Source organism: Acetobacter sp. AC2005, from assembly GCF_037901235.1.
In the GTDB taxonomy this organism is placed as follows: Bacteria; Pseudomonadota; Alphaproteobacteria; order Acetobacterales; family Acetobacteraceae; genus Acetobacter; species Acetobacter oryzoeni.
Window position 1 is genome coordinate 51,875 of sequence record NZ_CP149627.1, and the last position, 18,071, is coordinate 69,945.

The 18,071-nt window shown below is 51.4% G+C and carries 14 protein-coding genes, 2 pseudogenes, 3 riboswitches and 1 other annotated feature; of the genes and pseudogenes, 6 read left to right on the forward strand and 10 right to left on the reverse strand.

The genetic code is table 11. The annotated features are described in order from the left end of the window. The first annotated feature begins 37 nt into the window (after positions 1-37). Positions 38-154 (forward strand) — a sequence feature (AL1L pseudoknot). From QQM41_RS15750 to QQM41_RS13955, 3 genes and pseudogenes are all read left to right on the forward strand, one after another. Further along, on the forward strand, positions 80-637 hold the full coding sequence (locus tag QQM41_RS15750; RefSeq protein WP_408874590.1) for an IS3 family transposase: 558 nt from the start codon (positions 80-82) through the stop codon (positions 635-637). It overlaps the preceding feature by 75 nt. Before the next feature lie 506 nt (positions 638-1,143). Beyond that, on the forward strand, positions 1,144-2,655 hold the full coding sequence (gene ltrA / locus QQM41_RS13950) for a group II intron reverse transcriptase/maturase (protein WP_339078261.1): 1,512 nt from the start codon (positions 1,144-1,146) through the stop codon (positions 2,653-2,655). A gap of 67 nt (positions 2,656-2,722) precedes the next feature. Further along, positions 2,723-3,198 (forward strand): annotated as a pseudogene (locus QQM41_RS13955) (IS3 family transposase); the annotation flags it as partial. A 266-nt stretch (positions 3,199-3,464) separates the two neighbouring features. On the opposite strand, the gene QQM41_RS13960 reads toward QQM41_RS13955, so the two are convergent. The 6 genes from QQM41_RS13960 to QQM41_RS13985 form a co-directional block, all read right to left on the reverse strand. After that, positions 3,465-3,824, reverse strand: a complete 360-nt coding sequence (locus QQM41_RS13960) for a hypothetical protein (RefSeq protein WP_012813171.1) — start codon at positions 3,822-3,824, stop codon at positions 3,465-3,467. Beyond that, positions 3,824-4,102, reverse strand: coding sequence for a hypothetical protein (locus QQM41_RS13965; RefSeq protein ID WP_250698235.1), 279 nt, complete (start codon positions 4,100-4,102; stop codon positions 3,824-3,826). Before QQM41_RS13965 ends, QQM41_RS13960 begins: the two co-directional genes overlap by 1 nt. A gap of 194 nt (positions 4,103-4,296) precedes the next feature. Beyond that, positions 4,297-4,539, reverse strand: a riboswitch (cobalamin riboswitch). A 69-nt stretch (positions 4,540-4,608) separates the two neighbouring features. Next, entirely contained in the window at positions 4,609-5,016 is a 408-nt protein-coding gene (locus QQM41_RS13970) for a hypothetical protein (RefSeq protein WP_281854885.1), read from the reverse strand. Positions 5,017-5,348: 332 nt separating this feature from the next. Then, positions 5,349-5,567: riboswitch (cobalamin riboswitch) on the reverse strand. Positions 5,568-5,755: 188 nt separating this feature from the next. Next, complete coding sequence (locus QQM41_RS13975) at positions 5,756-6,490, reverse strand: CbtA family protein (protein ID WP_339078262.1); 735 nt, start codon at positions 6,488-6,490, stop codon at positions 5,756-5,758. A 23-nt stretch (positions 6,491-6,513) separates the two neighbouring features. Next, a complete protein-coding gene (locus QQM41_RS13980) occupies positions 6,514-6,732 on the reverse strand; it encodes a CbtB-domain containing protein (RefSeq protein WP_003627697.1) in 219 nt (72 codons plus the stop codon). A gap of 145 nt (positions 6,733-6,877) precedes the next feature. Continuing rightward, on the reverse strand, positions 6,878-8,470 hold the full coding sequence (locus tag QQM41_RS13985; protein WP_339078263.1) for a carbohydrate porin: 1,593 nt from the start codon (positions 8,468-8,470) through the stop codon (positions 6,878-6,880). Positions 8,471-8,585: 115 nt separating this feature from the next. Next, positions 8,586-8,806, reverse strand: a riboswitch (cobalamin riboswitch). Positions 8,807-9,020: 214 nt separating this feature from the next. On the opposite strand from QQM41_RS13985, the gene QQM41_RS13990 reads away from it, so the two are divergent. Continuing rightward, entirely contained in the window at positions 9,021-10,751 is a 1,731-nt protein-coding gene (locus QQM41_RS13990; protein WP_339078264.1) for an ABC transporter ATP-binding protein/permease, read from the forward strand. On the opposite strand, the gene mntR is transcribed toward QQM41_RS13990, so the two are convergent. Then, complete coding sequence (gene mntR / locus QQM41_RS13995) at positions 10,738-11,253, reverse strand: manganese-binding transcriptional regulator MntR (protein ID WP_339078265.1); 516 nt, start codon at positions 11,251-11,253, stop codon at positions 10,738-10,740. The genes QQM41_RS13990 and mntR overlap by 14 nt on opposite strands. A 185-nt stretch (positions 11,254-11,438) precedes the next feature. Between mntR and QQM41_RS14000 the strand changes: the two genes are divergently transcribed. Beyond that, on the forward strand, positions 11,439-12,812 hold the full coding sequence (locus QQM41_RS14000) for an Nramp family divalent metal transporter (protein WP_012813165.1): 1,374 nt from the start codon (positions 11,439-11,441) through the stop codon (positions 12,810-12,812). A gap of 354 nt (positions 12,813-13,166) precedes the next feature. On the opposite strand, the gene QQM41_RS14005 is transcribed toward QQM41_RS14000, so the two are convergent. From QQM41_RS14005 to QQM41_RS14015, 3 genes and pseudogenes are all read right to left on the reverse strand, one after another. After that, a protein-coding gene (locus QQM41_RS14005; RefSeq protein WP_082779839.1) for an IS5 family transposase occupies positions 13,167-13,963 on the reverse strand; the annotation gives its coding sequence in 2 pieces (ribosomal slippage) (positions 13,167-13,624 and positions 13,624-13,963; 798 coding nt in all). Between the two features lie 788 nt (positions 13,964-14,751). Then, positions 14,752-15,774, reverse strand: coding sequence for an IS110 family transposase (locus QQM41_RS14010; RefSeq protein ID WP_339078266.1), 1,023 nt, complete (start codon positions 15,772-15,774; stop codon positions 14,752-14,754). Between the two features lie 261 nt (positions 15,775-16,035). After that, positions 16,036-16,827 (reverse strand): annotated as a pseudogene (locus QQM41_RS14015) (IS1380-like element IS1380A family transposase); the annotation flags it as partial. 87 nt (positions 16,828-16,914) lie between these two features. Here QQM41_RS14015 and QQM41_RS14020 point away from each other — a divergent pair. Further along, positions 16,915-17,937 carry an IS110 family transposase gene (locus QQM41_RS14020; protein WP_339076906.1) on the forward strand — a complete coding sequence of 341 codons (1,023 nt, stop codon included), beginning with the start codon at positions 16,915-16,917 and terminating at the stop codon, positions 17,935-17,937. Positions 17,938-18,071: the final 134 nt, after the last annotated feature.

An 18,071-nucleotide genomic window follows, 5' to 3' on the forward strand; every position in this document is an offset into this window, starting at 1 on the left:
AATTGCGGCAGGCCAATGAAATCCTGCGTAAGGCGTCGGCATATTTTGCGGAAGGAGAGCTCGACCGCATCTTCAAGCCATGACACGCTTCATTGAGGAGCACCGGCAGACATATGGTGTCGGGTCAATCTGCAGGGTTCTGTCGATTGCACCATCTGCCTATTATGCAACTGTTGCCAGACAGAAAAATCCGTGTGTGCGCAGCCAGAAAGACAAAGAACTGTGCGATGACATCCGTAGAGTGTGGAATAATAATTTCTGCGTCTATGGAGCGCGCAAGGTCTGGCATCAGCTCAGACGTGAAGGCCTGGATGTCGCCCGCTGCACGGTAGAGCGGCTGATGCGCCGGATGGGGCTGAAAGGCGTCATTCGTGGCAAGGGGGGCAGAACCACACGGCCTGATCCGCAACGTCCGTGTCCGCAGGATCTGGTGCAGCGCCAGTTTCATGCTCCTGCCCCCAACAGACTCTGGGTTTCGGATTTTACTTACGGTGCGCCTCGCCCCGGATGGTCTGGGGGAGCGTATGACTGGAATGCAAAGGAGAAAGGAGGAACAGAACTACTGCCTTGTTCCCTGCTGTGGGGGAACATGAGCCCAAGCGGCGGTGACCTGCTGTCAACTGGCAGGGTGACGTAGCCCGCAGGTAAAGGGGACTGAGGCGAAACCGTTAAGCCGAGATGGTTCCCGAGGCTGAAGCGTTGGAAGGTTGAGGAACACGAACCGGTTAACCCGCATCCGAGGGCTGAAATGTCGCCTCTGCCTACACGGTTTAACAGGCGGAATACTGATGACGCCGCTGGAGATGTAAGTCAGCGGGGTCCGAATGCAGGCACACACGTATGGTGTCTGCTGGGAGCCGTGGGGAGAACACAGCCAGACCACGGCATCGGTATCGACTTGCGGAACGCAAGGAAAAGGACTGCGACCGGCAGCCTCCCCAACGCGCTGATGTCCAGCATACGAACGAGGGAAGGCTTGGTGGAATGCCAAGGGAGTTGACCCTGATGTCCATCAAGCTGGCGGAGTTCCCGTAGTAGTCTGCGGCAGGGAAAGCCTGCCACATGGCGAAGGGGAACAGTTCAGACTGCTTGAAGTGCAAACTAACTGACCTAATGAGGTGAAGACCTTTGATAATCAGGGAAATGCAGCACAAGCTTGCAACATGGGCTGCAGCGGACCCGAACCGACGGTTCGACCGCCTGTTGCGGCTCATGGCCAGCCGGGAGTGGCTTGCCGAAGCGGCCCGGATCGTATTGGCGTCGAGCGGCGCCCATACACCGGGCATAGACGGAATAGACAAGCGTCACATGCAGAACACGCTGGATCAACATCTGGCAAACCTGCGTGTGGACCTGCTGAACGGCACGTATTGCCCGAAGCCGGTCAGGCGCATCTATATCCCGAAAGCGAACGGCAAGCAGCGCCCGCTGGGTATTCCGACCTTGACAGACCGCATTGTCCAACGCGCTATGCTGATGGTCATGGACCCAATATGGGAAAGCGATTTCCATCGTCTCTCCTACGGGTTCAGACCGGAACGCAGCGTGCATCATGCTGTCCGGACGGTGAAATTGCAGCTTCAGGATGGCAGTGACACGAGGGGACGCTGGGTCATCGAAGGTGATCTTGCGAGCTACTTCGACACTGTCCATCATAGGCTGCTTCTTCGCAGCATCCGGCGGCGGATAATGGACGATCGGTTCATTGATCTGCTCTGGCGTATCCTTAAGGCAGGCCACATCGAGCGTGGTCTGTTCGTGGCGGCCAGCGAGGGTGTTCCGCAAGGTGGCGTTCTGTCACCGCTTCTGTCCAATATCATGCTCCATGAGTTTGATACATGGCTGGAGACGAAATACCTGAGCCACAAAGCGCGAAAGGACCGTTGGGCATGGAATTTTGGCATACAGCAGCAACGGCCCATCACGGTTCGTGAGAACCGGCAGTGGAAACCCGCTGTTGCCTATTGTCGCTATGCCGATGATTTTGTCGTCATCGTCAAAGGGACAAAGGCACATGCCGAAACCATCCGTGAGGAATGCCGGGATTTCCTGGAAAACCGTCTGAAACTGAAGATGAATATGGAGAAATCCCATATCACCCATGTTGACGACGGTTTTGTCTTTCTGGGAAATCGGATCATTCGGAAACGGGGATCACGCGGGCGTATGTCCGTGGTCACGACAATACCCAAGGAGAAAGCCAAGGCCTTTGTTCACGGACTGTCCGAGGCGCTCACTGGACATCACGATATCAATGCGGTTGACATGATTGCCTCCCTGAACCGTCGCTTGGCAGGATGGGCGGCATTCTACCGGTTCACGGACTTCACAGCGCGCACATTCCGGCGTATCGACACTGTCGTGTTCTGGAAACTGGCGCACTGGCTGGCGCAGAAATATCGTTCTCGTATCAGGCCTCTGATGCGAAAATGCTATCGAGTGCCGGAGACGGGCCAGTCCAAGACTTGGCTGGTCTATGGACGAAGCGAACAAGGCAATCTTGTCGGAAAGGCGCTGCGACGGCTCGTCACGAGCCCAAAAGCGCAATTCCGGTGGCGGAACCCCGAGCAAAACCCCTATATCTTCAGGGACGAAGCACGGAGCACGGTCACCTCCCGTTATCATGATGTGGCAATGGCTCTAAGCCGAGCCTGAACGGAGAGCCGTATGCGCTGAAAGGTGCACGTACGGTTCGGAGAGGGGAAGCGCATATGCGCTTCCTACTCTACTTTCCACATGGCAGGGCTTTGTTTATGTGGCCTTCATCATTGATGTATTCGCACGGGTTATTGTGGGTTGGCGCGTCTCCTCAACGGCTCATACCGACTTCGTGCTGGATGCTCTCGAGCAGGCTCTGTGCCAGAGGCGACCTGAGGGAAAAGTGACCCACCATTCCGACCGCGGCTGTCAATATGTGTCCATTCGTTACACGCAAAGACTGGCTGAAGCGGGGCTCGTTGCTTCTGTCGGCAGTGTTGGGGATTCCTATGATAACGCCTTAGCAGAGACCATTAACGGACTTTACAAAACCGAACTCATCTATCGGCAGGGGCCAGGGAAGCTGTTGAACTGGCAACACTTAAATGGGTCGACTGGTTCAATAATCGGCGGCTCCTGTCCTCCATTGGAAACATCCCGCCAGCAGAAGCTGAGGCACGCTTTTATGCACAACAGAAATCACATGCATTAGCCGCTTAAATCAGATAAAAAACGTCTCCACAAAACCCGGGGCAATTCAACTTTTGCGTGCACGAGGTATCTCGCCTGATACTGGAGGACTGAATCATGATACTCAAAAACGTGCATCTTCATAAATGTACACATTCACCGTTTCATAAAATGATTTTTCAAGGGGATTATGATAGCCAACAAGGCTATCATCCATAAAAACCATTGTATGTGTACCCCGGCCCATTCCCTGCTACAAGCAAGACATGGGCCGGAAAATATGGAATAATAAATAGTTAATACGATAAAATTTTAATGATTTCATTCCTATAATGCAACGCATGAAGCGGACTTATAAAGCCTAAAAACATTCTTATAAAATCCAATATTTTCTTATTATTTAATAAGTACAAACCATCTAATTTATTTATGATATTTTTTTCTTCATGCTCGGAGATAGTAAGATGATTATATTTTTCTACACTTCCGTTTCTGGTCAAATCCCATATCGTTGTCATCAATCTTTGACGGGTTAAAATAGAATAGTCCGACCAAACCACCTGTTGCTCACCACGGCAAACGGTTGTAGCGATATGGACCAATTCGCCAACAGAAAGTTCGCGATGGTTAGAAGGTTTTTTTTCCTGCTGTGTCATCAGATGCCCTTTTTCGACATCAGTTTTTGATGCAATATACACCCTCTGCGCGTCAGGCGTGCAGCAGCACGCCCCCAGCGAGAGGAATACCCTGCCTCGACATACCCCATCAATATCAAAGAAGTGCGTATACTTCCGATATCTGTTGCTGGAATACCATAATCTCCGCTTATGGGGAGAGAAAGAATAAAGCGGCGCTGTCCTTCTGTCAGTAATTTCGAAGACAGATAAGGTCTGGAAGCTCCACTTTGGGCCGGGAAATTGATGATGTGGCTCATAGCAACTCTCATGGCTGTATGTCGGGGTTATGGCCAAGACAGGTTCATGCACTTGCGAACAAAAGCATTTCGCTGCATTGGACCTGCTCCGACCCAGTGCTCGCCACCATAACATTCGTTAACCGACAGGCAGCCATCTGCCATACTGATCTGTACATGTTTTTCGTCCTGCCTTCGGTTCATCCCGCCCGACGACATGGTGAAACAACGATGGCAGGTCTCCTGACTTGCAGATCTATCTTTTTCGGCTGCCTTCCCGGTACGCCAGCACCAGTGACTGTTTTATGTTTACAATAAAACACATATCCGAAAAAATCTCTGCCTACAGTTGCGGGCACAGTCTCTGACTTAATCCATTACTGGTGCCAACCAGCGCATGGATATCACAGCGTTCCCTTTTAATCCGTTTGCACGAAACCATCGATTTTGTTAAAATTACCTACCAAACGTCTATCAGAAAAACAAATTCTCCTTATGCATAGCTGAAGATTTTTAAAGAACATTCTCTATTCAACAGATTTTTTTTCGTAATTGTAAGTACTGCAATACATAGCCATTGCAGCTTTTTGTGCACCAATAAGATTTTGCACGGCAATATAAGTTTGCACATATTCTGTTCCTGACGTGCAAGCAGAAACATGTTGCAATGCCATTACCATATCCAGTGTTGCATCCAGCAATGGCCTAAAGTGCGCTTCTAGATAATCACCCCGTGCCTGATGATGAACGGGTAAACCTGTAATCATACACTCGAACAAATCATAGCCGTTTTGTTGCAGTTGTACTTCAACAGGTAGAAAATATTCTGGCCCGAAAAATTTGGAAATACACGTTCTGTCTGGCGCAAGCATGATAATTTTTTCAAGCAACGGATGTGAAGCATGGCTTGTTGTAGAAATAAAAGGTAACCTCACGATTGAACCCTTTCTACACGGCCAAAAGACAAACTATGTCGTTCCTGCAAATAACACAGGATAAGGCTATCAAGCTCCGCACAGTGGGATGCGCAGTTTTGTAATGTCATGTCTCATAAACTTTCCAGCTTTTACTTACAAAGCAACACGCGCAGTTTACCCCTATGGCATGAACACAAAGCCAATAGATCTGCACTGATAATCAGTTTTTAAGCAGGAAGAGGGTCAACGCTGAAAGAGTGCAGGTTCTGCACGCAAAATAATCTGGAATATGCAGGTATTATAATCTGCATGATCTATATCCCCCACTTCCGGATCATCCCGTCCGGCAGTATGGTTGCACAATCAATGGCAGATATCCTGACTCACGGCTTCGCGTCACCCTTCTGGCCTTCCCAGTGAAATCACCAGTGGCCTGCCATTTCTGGCACCGAAGAGATAACATACCGCCTACAGTTGCGGGAGCAGCCCCCGACTTTCCTGTATAACCTACAGAAGCACGGGGTTCCCTTTTAATCTACTCGCGTAGAACCATCGATAAATTACTTTTTTGATTATACCTACGGCAAGTTTAATCTGACAAGTGGGAGAAGTCGTTTTCAGGCTTTGGCAAAAGATAACGTCTCCGTCAAAACCTTAGCCAGAGCATCCCTTATATAGCATCGGGTTAGCCCATTACAGGATCACCCAATGCTATTTTGTGCATTTATATTTTATAAAGTTTGTTCTCTAACCTCAATCAAGCAACCTTCCTTGCCATTCCATTTGCTTCTGGCAGGCATTTTTCTGCCAGAGCACCAAACACCAGCCCCAGAACAGACCACAAAACTATCTGCATTCCAATGGATGCTTCCCGAAAGCGCCAAAGCACTACAGCAGGGAAATTGTCAGGCACTTCATTGATATCAGGTAAACCAAACTGCGCCGCAGCAACAAGTGCGATCCCCAGAACAATGCTGCACACAACACCGTTCCAATATCCTATGACATGAGACAGCGCACGCCCCACCAACAAAGAAATCATGGAAACAGCAACGGCAAGGCCAACCATTGCAAAATACATTTCCGTTCTTAGGCCAATGGTTTCTTCCTGCCCAACAGCCGGTGGATTTGGTGGGTATTTTAGATCTGGGATCAGCACAAATGTTAAAAACCCAACACCAGCAAGCAACAGCGCCATACTGCGCGGACTTAATGCGGCAAGGCGCTGATAGGCAAAGGCAAAAACAATTGCAAAAATACCGCCATATGCAGCACCGTGCATCAGCACGGCTGTCAGCAGCCCCCACGATGCCTGCACACCACGGCTGACAATTTCCGGCTCTGGCGCGGCACCAGCCGCGGCATCCTGCGCCGCTTCAAACGCAATGGCCAATGCTACCTGTGGTTCACCAAAAATCTTTGCAAATACAAAAGAAAGCAATGCAGCCAGAATGCCCGCGACCATGCCGCGGGCCAAAAGACGACCAACCATGAGTAAAACTTTCTTCTAATGCCTTAGTGGCAGGGGAAACCAAGCAGATGGCGGCCATCATGCACAAACTCATGCACGGCGTGCCCGGAAATCAGGGAAGTGGCACCTTGCTCTGCACCCACAAAGTAGATCAGCAGTGCAGAAACAATCAGGCCGAAAACAGCCCAAGGCAGAATGGCGCGAACCGGAATGCTCTGGCCCGCTGCCGCAACCGGCATAGCCGTATGAACAGATGTGTTCATGGTGTTGTATCCTTTTTAATAGAGCCTACCGGAGCAGGCACAAAAGAGTTTGAAACAGAACGTCATGGTTTGGTCGGCCCTCATCATAGAATGACAAAGCCTGACAGCAAGAGCATTCCGAACACGCCTGCTGCTCCCCCCTCCCCTAGAAAGTGATATTGGAATGGAGGCCGAAGATGGCTTCGTTCCCGACGAGACGGTTACCTGTCCAGTCAGTCACCCCGCCAGAGGGATGCCAGACATACTGGAAGTCCGGCTGCATGACCCACCACGGCATCACCTGGGCCTGATAGGTGAGTTCCAGATGGTTTTCATTACCCTGCACCGGCGCGCCGGAGTTACGATCATATCGCCGCTGGCCAGAAGAAGCCCGGCCAATACCCCAGCCCAGACCCACCGTGTCATTGTCACGCCCCTTGAAGGGCGCCTTGAGGTTGATGCCTGCATCAATGGCAAAGCTGATCATGTTGCGATCTCCCCCATTGCCCGTGGCACGCGCAAAAACGCCCACAGACTGAGGAGACTGGAGCGAGGGTCGCCAGATCATCTGGTCAATGATGCCATATACCATCCAGTTGCCCCGATCCCACCGTGGAATGCCTGTGGTGTCAGCCGCACTCCCTAAAGCCTTGCCTTGATTGTTGTAGCGATAATCAGGGAATTTGGCCGTATCGTAATATCCGCCCAGCTTGTAGATACCCGGCAGACCAGGATCCTTGGTGACGTGTGACATGTCATCAGGCTGGGGGTTGAGGGCATACTGCAGTTCGGTAATCAGCAGCGCGCCAGTGCCCATGTTGAAGTTGGCGCCATCTTCATCATTGGTGTTCTGGTTGGTGGGATCTGCGCTGTTGCCGCCGTTCTGGATGCCAAAGGAGTTGTTGCGATTGCCCGGCGGGTTGTCATCCGCTGCGGCAAACATGAAGGTGAACTTGTCTGATGGACGATAGCGGATGCGGATTGCCGGAGAAGACAGCGGCCAGGATGGCCCCCCTGCATACAGGTTGACCGATGGGGCCATGGGCCAGCCGAAGTTGGAGTTCAGATACAAGGCCCCGTAATCACTGATCAGGAACTCGGTATCCAGATCCTGCTGCCCGATCTTGACGTCCAGCTTGCCGTCCAGAAAGGACTGCTGATACCACAGCTCGAACAGTCGGGTGGAACGATCGGCCTCGAACCCGCTGACGGGGTTGAAGTTGGCCAGATGATCCTGCGAGATGGAGCGCCCGCGCAGCTGCAGGGCCCTGACGTTGAATGTGCCGCCCTTCAGCCCGATCAGCTTTTCCAGATCCACCGTCAGGGTTGGCATGGTTACCCCATCATAGGCGGGGCCAGTGCCCGAACCACTGGCGCCATCAGCCCTGGAAGCCGTGCCACCTGTGGTGTTTCCCCACAACTCATCCACTTCCTGAATGTCAAAGCTGATACCGTGTTTGGCCATCCAGTCTCGCGCGCCCCACATGTTGCCCAGCAGGTGGTCGCTCATATCTGGGGTGTCATCGCCTTTTTTCTCTGCTGCCGCGTCTTCTGAAGCACGCTGGGAATCCCGCACCGTAGCCGGATCAATCTGCTCAATCAGCGGCCCAGAATTGCCAAGACGACGACGATCTTCCTCGATTTGTGTTTCTTCACCATGTGCAAAAGTAGGTAGAGTTCCCCAAACGCCGGCAACCAAGAGCAAGCAATGCAATGAATATGGAAATTTCTTCCATATTTTGTTTGTCAGGTCAGGCATTGTTTGGCTTCACCATACAAAGTGAAGGGAGAATGCCTGAAAAATTTGAGAAGAAATCTGCCAAAGGCAGAAGAGTAAACATGACATCATCCATCTCCGGTTCCCTCGCCCGGCGATCAAACTAGACAACAACGGCAGGTCTCCTGACTTACGGGTCATCACACGTTACTCAGCCTTCCCGATGCTGCCACCAGTGGCTGCCGCTTTATGCGACCATGAAGTAATGTGCTCTCCGCCTACAGTTGCGAGGGCAGTTGCCGACTAGGTTTCAGTAATTGAAACTCCGGCATTCCCTTTCAAACCCGCTTGCGCGGGACCGTTGCAAATTGGCGCAATCCTTAACTTATTTTGGCGCCATATTTCAATCTCTCCTTGCAAATATATTATTCAATCTTCAAGCCAATAGCACTTCGTACAAAACAACCGATTATGAAAGAACTTGCATTACTACCAACCTCACCATCTCAGTGTGCAGATGCCACAAGGTAATTTACTGCCTTTTGGACATATTATAACATAACATAATTATCAAAGATCTTGGGACATTCGGGTGAAGCAACTTTTTCAGATGATGGGTGATTTATGGTTCCTCAGCCGCCCGTATTTTTCTTCTGAAGATCGTAAGAAAGCATGGTTGCTTATTATAGCAGTTCTTGGCTTAACGCTTCTTATGGTGGGGCTGGATGTATGGCAGTCTTTTTCACGCAATATCTATTATACTGCCCTACAACAAAAAGATTTATCAACATTTCTACGTGGTTTGTTCTGGTATTCTCATACCTTTGAAGGTTTTGTTCCCGGATTTTTCCTGATTGCCATTCCCGCCCTACTGGCCGGGGTTTATGCTACATACCTGCAGCAACTTCTGCAATTACGCTGGCGCACATGGATGACTCGCAGCATGAGCCAACAATGGCTCCACCAGAATACAGCCTTCCTTATTGCCATGCAGGCTGCCAACATGAATATCAGCGCTGATAATCCAGACCAGCGCATACAGGAAGATATTGATCGTTTTGCAGCAGATACCCTTACGCAATTTACCAGTCTTTTTTCAAACCTTATTACACTCGTAAGTTATATTGGTTTGTTATGGGTATTATCAGGACCACTTGTTATATTTGGTTTGCGTATTCCTGGTTATTTTCTGTGGGTTGCCCTTATTTATTCGATTATTGCAACCATTATAACGCATTTTTGCGGGCGCAAACTTATTAACTTGCAAACGCAGCAGCAAAAAGTAGAAGCCGATTTTCGTTACGCTCTTGTGCATATTCGCAACCATGCGGCAAGTATTGCACTCACGGGTGGCAGCAAAAGAGAGCAAGGCGCCTTAACATCCCGTTTTACTGCCGTGTATGATAATTTTTTCCTGATCATGAAGCGTAGCAAGTGGTTAGGCCTGCTTACCAGCGGCTTGGAAGTGCTTTCCGGTAATTTCGCACTGCTTGTTGGTTCTGTTCGATATTTTGCCGGAAAAATCAGCTTTGGTACTCTCATGCAACTTGTTCTGGCTTTTTCTCGTGTTCAAGGTGCATTGGGCTGGATTGCTTCTTCATACAGTTCCCTTGCTGAATGGCGTGCAAATGTCATCCGCCTTGCCATGTTTCAGCGTATGATGGTCAGAGCAAAAGAATACGAACAGACCATAGAACGTCAGACAATCCCCGATCTGTCAGACATGATTTTGCAGAATGTGGATGTGTTCAAACCTGATGGTAGTATTCTGCTGCAAAATGTTTCTCTTACCCTACCTCATGGGCAAAGCATTGCTCTTGCAGGTCCTTCGGGAATAGGAAAATCCACACTTTTACGGGTTATGGCCAATATCTGGCCTTTTGCTTCTGGCTGCATTCACCAACCTCAGTTGCGCATGATGTTTATGCCGCAACGCCCCTATCTGCCTTTAGGAAACTTGAAGCAGATCCTTTGCTATCCTTTAGAGGCAGAAAATTACGATGACACTGTGTTGCAACAGATTTTAAGGCAAATTGGCCTGCCCCAACTTGCGCCCAGACTAAAGGATGAGGAAATATGGGAACAAACCCTTTCTTCCGGAGAACAGCAGCGGCTTATGTTTGGCCGTATCCTGCTTAACAAACCTGATTGGGTTTTTCTGGACGAGGCCACATCCAATCTGGATGAAACTGCCGAGAATATCCTCTACGCACACCTTCGGCAGAGTCTGCCAAACATCACCATTGTTTCAGTTACACACAAACCCAGTCTACAGGCTCAGCATAATCTGATTATTGATATCTCTCGCTTTAAAAGCGCCTGATATTCAGAGAGCTGGCACCTTTATTTTTTCTGGCTTTTTGCATGAAATTACCAAGATCAGCATCAATGGCGAGCCGAAAAGCTTTGAGCGTTTCGGCTCCCACATAATGCTCCAGCCCTTCGGCATCAATTCGTGCATTGCATGGGCTTACACCAAGAGCCAGAAGAAACGCCTCAACAGTACGGTGGCGTGCGCGCACTTTTTCTGCCAGTTCGCGCCCTTCTGGTGTTAGAAAAATACCACGATAAGGTTTGCGTACCACCAACCCCTCATCACCCAGACGCATCAACATTTTAGCGACCGTTGGCTGAGAAACACCCAACCGGATGGCTAAATCAACCTGCCGCGCCTCTTGCCCTTCATCCAGAAGATCTGCGATGAGTTCAACATAATCTTCAATCAGGGCATGTTGTCGTGCCTCACGACTCACACGAAACCCTTCTGAATGCGTTTGCGCATCAGGCAATGTATCTACCGTATCGAAACGTTGCTGCATGTCCATTTTCCAGCAGCTTTATAAAGCTACTCTGGCTCCATATCGTTAACAATATTCCATAAAGAATAAAGTATTCCAAGACGAATATCTTACATCACGCGTCATGCAAACCCATAATATACAAAAGTTTCACTGTGCTTTGTAATATAGCATATTGCATATTTTAATCAGGTACAGTTTAGTCTTGTTTTATGACCCAAGACTCGCACTCTTCAGTTTCACCGTTGCCTCCACAAAAATCTGCATGGCGTTTTGCCAAAACAGGCGATGCAGACAGCCAAAGTTTGCCGGAAGTTTTTGCTAGCATTAAATTGCCAGCTGCCGGCACACCTTGGTTCAAGCGTTTTCTGGCTTTCATCGGGCCGGGTTACATGGTTTCCGTGGGATATATGGACCCCGGCAACTGGGCAACCGACTTACAAGGCGGTGCCCAGTTTGGGTATACTCTGCTTGCGGTTATTATGCTTTCAAACCTAATGGCCATTCTACTACAGGCGCTCTCCGCCAGATTGGGCATTGCGACTGGCCGTGATCTGGCCCAAGCCTGCCGAGATCACTTTCCGCCTGCCATTAACATTGTTCTGTGGCTGGCATGTGAACTTGCCATTATTGCATGCGATCTGGCCGAAGTTATTGGCACAGCCGTAGCGCTTCAGCTTTTGTTTGGTATTCCACTTTTGGGCGGTGCCATTATCTCGGTTCTTGATGCGTTTATCGTACTCTTTTTAATGAACCGCGGCTTTAGGTATCTGGAAGCATTTGTTATCGGTTTGCTCAGCATTATTGCTATCTGTTTTGGCGTGCAGATTGTAGCTGCCGCCCCTCCTGTTGCCGAAGTGCTTAAAGGCTTTATTCCCTCCCCCGAAATTATAACCAATAGTCAAATGCTCTACATTGCAATCGGCATTATTGGCGCTACGGTTATGCCACATAACCTGTACCTCCATTCCGCTATTGTGCAGACACGGGCTTTTGAACACACATTACCCGGCCGTAAAGAAGCCATTCGGTGGGCAACGTGGGATAGTACAATTGCTCTTATGCTGGCGCTGTTTATTAACGCTGCCATTCTTATTGTTGCCGCAGCGGCTTTTCATACAACAGGCCATCAAAATGTTGCAGAAATTGAAGATGCTTACCGCCTGCTCTCTCCTATTCTTGGACTAGGCATTGCCTCCACTCTGTTTGCCGTTGCCCTTCTGGCTGCTGGAACTAACTCAACTGTCACCGGCACATTGGCGGGGCAAATTATTATGGAAGGCTTTTTAAGATTAAGAATACCACACTGGATGCGACGTTTGCTGACACGCGGCTTGGCTATTATTCCTGTTATAGTTGTTACCGCACTTTACGGCAGTAAAGGCGTGGGGGAACTGCTGATGCTAAGCCAAGTTATTCTGTCCATGCAGCTCCCTTTTGCCGTTATCCCTTTAGTAATGTTTGTATCTGACCGCCGCAAAATGGGAGAACTTGCTATCTCTCGCAAAATAACCATTCTTGCTTGGGGCGTTGCTACGGTTATTCTTATTCTCAATTTCAAACTTTTATATGATACACTTTTTTAAAAGATTTCTAACATCAAAGTATGACGTTCAATATAATCCCCATTATTTATTTCACGACACAGGTAGAAAATTCTTTCAAAGCCTATCCGTCTTCCAGCGCATGAGTGAACAGCGCGAAAATGAGGCTCAGATACTTACTTTTGGAAGAGGATACCCCATGAATTGCATTGAACTACTCATTTACATGATTACACTTCTCAGCATTTCTGGATTCGTCAAAGCCTTTTATTCCAGTATATTCTATTTCCCAAGACGAATGAACTGCATCTGCAACAAACATGCGACGGAAAGGGGCTTTCCCGCATAAAAGAAAGCCCCAACCATATACAGCTTAATAATAACGACTAGGGCCTGTTAGGGCTTGATCCAGTCTGCTGCGGCAGCGATGTGGATGACCGCGAGGAACGACGTTGCTGTTTTTTCATATCTGGTTGCGACAGCGCGCCACTCCTTGAGGCGAGCCCAGAGGTTCTCAACGAGATGCCGACACCGATAGGCCCATTTGGGGCAGGCGACCGGGCCATCGCGTCGTTTCGCGGGAATGGCTGGCCGTGCTCCCATGTCCCATATCCGTTCACGCATGGCGTTCGACGCGTAGCCCTTGTCCGCTACTACCCACAGGGGAGTGGCGGGAAGGCTGTCGAGCATGGCTGGTGCCAGAGGCAGTTCATGAGCCTGTCCAGGGGCCAGCGCAAAACCGAAGGCTTTTCCATGTCCATCAGCGATCACGCAGACTTTTGTGCCATAGCCACCGCGAGAGCGGCCAAGTGCTTCACGATGGTCTCGCTCTTCGAAAGAGGCCCCTTTTTTTGGGCTCCCGCCGCTTTGTGGTGAGCCCTGATGTTTGTGCCATCCAGAAAAGTCATTCCGAATGCCACTCCCTGTTGTTCCTGAACCAGTGCGAGCAGCCGCTCCCATACGCCGAGCTTCGCCCAGCGGATGAAAAGCTGCGCAGCCCGCCACCACGGACCCAGTTCAGCGGGGATACTCCGCCATTTCGCGCCATTCTCATGACGCCAGAAAATCGCTGCTATCGTCCGCCGCAGATCATGTGGCGGCGTCTTGCCCCTCGGGCGAACCTCCTCAATCAGAGGTTCCCAGATCGCCCATGTCTCGTCCGTAAAGGTGCCTGTTCTGTCTCCTTCTTCCATCCCTACAATATGGGAAGAAATTCAAGATCTAACAGGCCCTAGTCGTCTCATGAGAGGCTGATAACAGAATTAACACGAATTCCCTACCCCTCAACAAAGTCGAAATCCAGCATTCCTTTACTCGTCTTGCTATACTTCGGAAGATACACGCGGGTTTACCTGCAACACATCCTTCAAATCTGCAACGCATGCTGATTATGACGCATCGAAGTTTGGCCCTACTTGATACGGCTGGCGCTGGATGACGTGCAGAAGGCAACACAAGTGTATTCTTCTACGCTCACCTGGCGAAAATATTTTCTACATATCAAAACATCATCTCGATTTTACATGCGAAATAATTATTCTGTTATAGAAATAGCGACCACTAGAATGTCAGTTTGCAATGAATTTCTGTCCGCGTGAAAGTTCTTCCTCATCTTTACGAACAGATTACTTCGGCTGATATAAAAGAGCATATGTACTATAGTTTCAAACTTGAACAATAAGGCTCACATCAGAATGTCGACGCGGATTTCTTCTGTGGTTACCGTCCGTTATGCAAGAGTTTTCTGACCAATATTGACGTGTGATCGTGTGCGGTCTTCTGTAAGGCCTGTTGATGTGGCCTTTCAGAAGCCACTGGCCGGTATGGTGATCAGCGGATCAGATCCAAATCTCACAGGCGTGCTTTAAAGCACAGAGAAATCCACTGGTTTTTCCGATCCGGATCAGACGATCATGCGCCCATTCAGGTCATCGCCCTCTCACACCCCTACCGGTTCCATCCGCGGGAGCCGAGCCATCGCTCAGGCTGCCACGGACAGGGCCGGATCCCGATAATCCTCCTGTTTTGTTGCCATGGCCCAGATGGCTCGTGCCATCCTGTTGGCCAGCGCAATGGCTACCAGCATACGGGGCTTGCGTGCCAGCATCCGTGCCAGCCAGCTTCCCGGTGCAGGGGCCTTACGGCTGGCCCAGTTCACCTGGGTCATGGCGCCCATGATGAGAAGCCTGCGGATATCAGCCTGCCCGGCTTTTGATATCTTCCCCAGCCTTTCCTTTCCGCCAGATGAGAACTGACGGGGCACCAGCCCCAGCCACGCAGCAAAGTCGCGCCCGCGCCGGAAGCTCTGCAGGTCAGGCGCAAAAGCTTCAATCGCAAGAGCGGTCAGAGGACCCACTCCAGGCATGCTCTGCAATCTGCAGGTGTTTTCACTTTCCTGGGCAAGCATCCTGATCTTCTTTGTTCTGACATCAATCCGCACACTCTGCTCCGAAATCTGTCGCAGCAGATCAAGGCATTCCTGCTTCACAGCCTCTGGCAGAACCGCCTCATCCAGCATGGCTTCAATGTGTCTGATATGCGCAATCCCCTGTGGCACGACGAGACCGAATTCATACAGAACGGCACGCAGGGCATTCACCAGTTCCGTGCGCTGGTGCACCAGACGCTGCCGGGCCCGGAAAAGAACGCCACGCGCCTGCTGCGCTTCAGTGCGTGGTTCGACAAAGCGCATTTCCGGCTGACGGGCCGCAATGACGATCGCTTCCGCATCAGCAGCATCGTTCTTCTGGCGCTTCACGAAAGGCTTCACATACTGCGGAGCGATCAGTCTGACCTCGTGACCAGCTCCTGCCAGTTCGCGAGCCCAGTAATGCGCGCTCCCGCACGCTTCAAGAACGACCAGAGCAGGCGGCTGCGTGGCCATGAACTGCATAAACTGCTGACGACGCAGCTTTTTGCGAAACATCACCTCGCCCGCACGCGAAGCTCCATGAACCTGGAAAATGTTCCTTGCCAGATCAACGCCTATCACTGTATCCTTCATCTGCCGTCCTTTCGCGCAGTCGTTTCTTTCAACGACCATTCTGGCACATTGCGATGCCGTGCGGGGAGGACGGCAACCACCCCATCTCACACTTGAGGCAATTTCGGGTCATTTTGTAGAATTCAGTCATCCCACAGGAGCCCGATCTGGAATATTGACGATATTCTGCTTCTGGCGGCGGGTTTTGAACGCAGTGAGGGTGTCACGGCCTGAGAAGGCAGTGTTGGTGGAAGCTATGTGGTCTGTGCACTGTCTGTTTCTTCAGATGGCCTGCCGGAGCCTTCGCAATCGTGCATGAGCGAGGGCGAATTCATGCTGACAGGGGAACATGTCCGGCATGGACAGGACAATCCGACGGACGCTGAGCGTTACACGTGTCGCGATTTTGAGCAGTCGTGCGCGTATGGTGCCACAGGTCGCCGTCTCCAGGCTGGTCTGGCCAAGGGCCAGTCTTTGCAGAGCGGTCAGCAGGACATAGGCTGCGGCCGAGAACCACAGCCGGAGCTGGTTGGCCCGGATGGTGTGGGACGAGGTCCTGTCTGAGAACAGATCCATCTGGCATTCCTTGATGCGGTTTTCCATATCCCCGCGTGCGCAGTAAATCTGTTCGTAGAGATGGCGAGGGTCGGACATTCCCTGCGGTAGCGTGGTGACAATAAAGCGATGATAGCGGTTGCCGTGGCGCCATTCGGCCTTGGCCACGACCCGCCTGCGGCGCGTCCAGCTGTCCTTTGTGATCCAGTCAAAGGAGGCGAAACCGCGCGCAGCTCTGCCTGTCGTGGCGGCTTCGTCACGAACCTCAGCGGACAAAGAGGCAATCCGGTCATACAGGCGGGTGTTGCCTGCAAGCCCGAACAGGAAGTCAACGTGGTTGTCTTCGCACCATGTCATCAGACTGTCCCGGGCGAAACCGCTGTCCCCACGCACCAGGATACGCACCCGGGGCCAACGGCTCCTGATCTGCTCCACGATCCGGCGGATGTCTGCCAGTGCTTCCTTCCCCGGGTCCCTGTCTGCCGTGCGCAGGGTAGCGCTGAGGAGATGGTCCCCGCAGATGGGGTGGTTGCCGTCCTCCCCGCACGGCATCGCAATGTGCCAGAATGGTCGTTGAGTAAAAACAACCGCGTGAAAGGACGGCAGATGAAGGATACAGTGATTGGCGTTGATCTGGCAAAGACCATTTTCCAGGTTCATGGAGCTTCGCGTGCGGGCGAGGTGATGTTTCGCAAAAAGCTGCGTCGTCAGCAGTTTATGCAGTTCATGGCAACGCAGCCGCCTGCTCTGGTCGTTCTTGAAGCGTGCGGGAGCGCGCATTACTGGGCCCGCGAACTGGCGGCATCTGGTCACGAGGTCAGACTGATCGCTCCGCAGTATGTGAAGCCTTTCGTGAAGCGGCAGAAGAACGATGCTGCCGACGCGGAAGCGATCGTCATTGCGGCCCGTCAGCCGGAAATGCGCTTTGTCGAACCGCGCACTCAAGCGCAGCAGGCCCGAAGCGTTCTCTTTCGCTCCCGCGAGCGTCTGGTGCACCAACGCACGGAACTGGTGAATGCCCTGCGTGCCGTTCTGTATGAATTCGGTCTCGTCGTGCCACAGGGGATTGCGCATATCAAACGCATTGAGGCCATGCTGGATGAGGCAGTTCTGCCAGAGCTTGTAAGGCAGGAATGCCTTGATCTGCTGCAACAGATTTCGGAGCAGAGTGTGCGAATTGATGCCAGAACAAAGAAGATCAGGATGCTTGCCCAGGGAAGTGAAACCGCCTGCAGATTGCAGAGCATGCCTGGAGTGGGTCCTCTGACCGCTCTTGCGGTTGAGGCTTTTGCGCCTGACCTGCAGACCTTCCGGCGCGGGCGCGACTTTGCTGCGTGGCTGGGACTGGTGCCCCGGCAGTTCTCATCTGGCGGAAAGGAAAGGCTGGGGAGGATATCAAAAGCCGGACAGGCTGATATCCGCAGGCTTCTCATCATGGGTGCCATGACCCAGGTGAACTGGGCCAGTCGCAAGGGCCCAGCACCGGGAAGCTGGCTGGCACGGATGCTGGCCCGCAAGCCCCGTATGCTGGTAGCGATTGCCCTGGCCAACAGGATGGCAAGGGCAATCTGGGCCATGGCAACGAAACAGGAGGATTATCGGGATCCGGCCCTGTCCGTGGCAGCCTGAGCGATGGCTCGGCTCCCGCGGATGGAACCGGTAGGGGTGTGAGAGGGCGATGACCTGAATGGGCGCATGATCGTTTGATCCGGATCGGAAAAACCAGTATGTCTTTTCGTACTTTCAAGCACGCCCCGCAGATT

What these genes read in the sequence shown, in the direction of transcription:
- QQM41_RS13960 (WP_012813171.1), bottom strand. Translation starts at nt 3,824, where the DNA reads ATGACACAGCAGGAAAAAAAACCTTCTAACCATCGCGAACTTTCTGTT.
- QQM41_RS13965 (WP_250698235.1), bottom strand. Translation starts at nt 4,102, where the DNA reads ATGAGCCACATCATCAATTTCCCGGCCCAAAGTGGAGCTTCCAGACCT.
- QQM41_RS14010 (WP_339078266.1), bottom strand. Translation starts at nt 15,774, where the DNA reads ATGAAGGATACAGTGATAGGCGTTGATCTGGCAAGGAACATTTTCCAG.
- QQM41_RS14000 (WP_012813165.1), top strand. Translation starts at nt 11,439, where the DNA reads ATGACCCAAGACTCGCACTCTTCAGTTTCACCGTTGCCTCCACAAAAA.
- QQM41_RS14020 (WP_339076906.1), top strand. Translation starts at nt 16,915, where the DNA reads ATGAAGGATACAGTGATTGGCGTTGATCTGGCAAAGACCATTTTCCAG.
- QQM41_RS13975 (WP_339078262.1), bottom strand. Translation starts at nt 6,490, where the DNA reads ATGGTTGGTCGTCTTTTGGCCCGCGGCATGGTCGCGGGCATTCTGGCT.
- QQM41_RS15750 (WP_408874590.1), top strand. Translation starts at nt 80, where the DNA reads ATGACACGCTTCATTGAGGAGCACCGGCAGACATATGGTGTCGGGTCA.
- mntR (WP_339078265.1), bottom strand. Translation starts at nt 11,253, where the DNA reads ATGGACATGCAGCAACGTTTCGATACGGTAGATACATTGCCTGATGCG.
- ltrA (WP_339078261.1), top strand. Translation starts at nt 1,144, where the DNA reads ATGCAGCACAAGCTTGCAACATGGGCTGCAGCGGACCCGAACCGACGG.
- QQM41_RS13980 (WP_003627697.1), bottom strand. Translation starts at nt 6,732, where the DNA reads ATGAACACATCTGTTCATACGGCTATGCCGGTTGCGGCAGCGGGCCAG.
- QQM41_RS13985 (WP_339078263.1), bottom strand. Translation starts at nt 8,470, where the DNA reads ATGCCTGACCTGACAAACAAAATATGGAAGAAATTTCCATATTCATTG.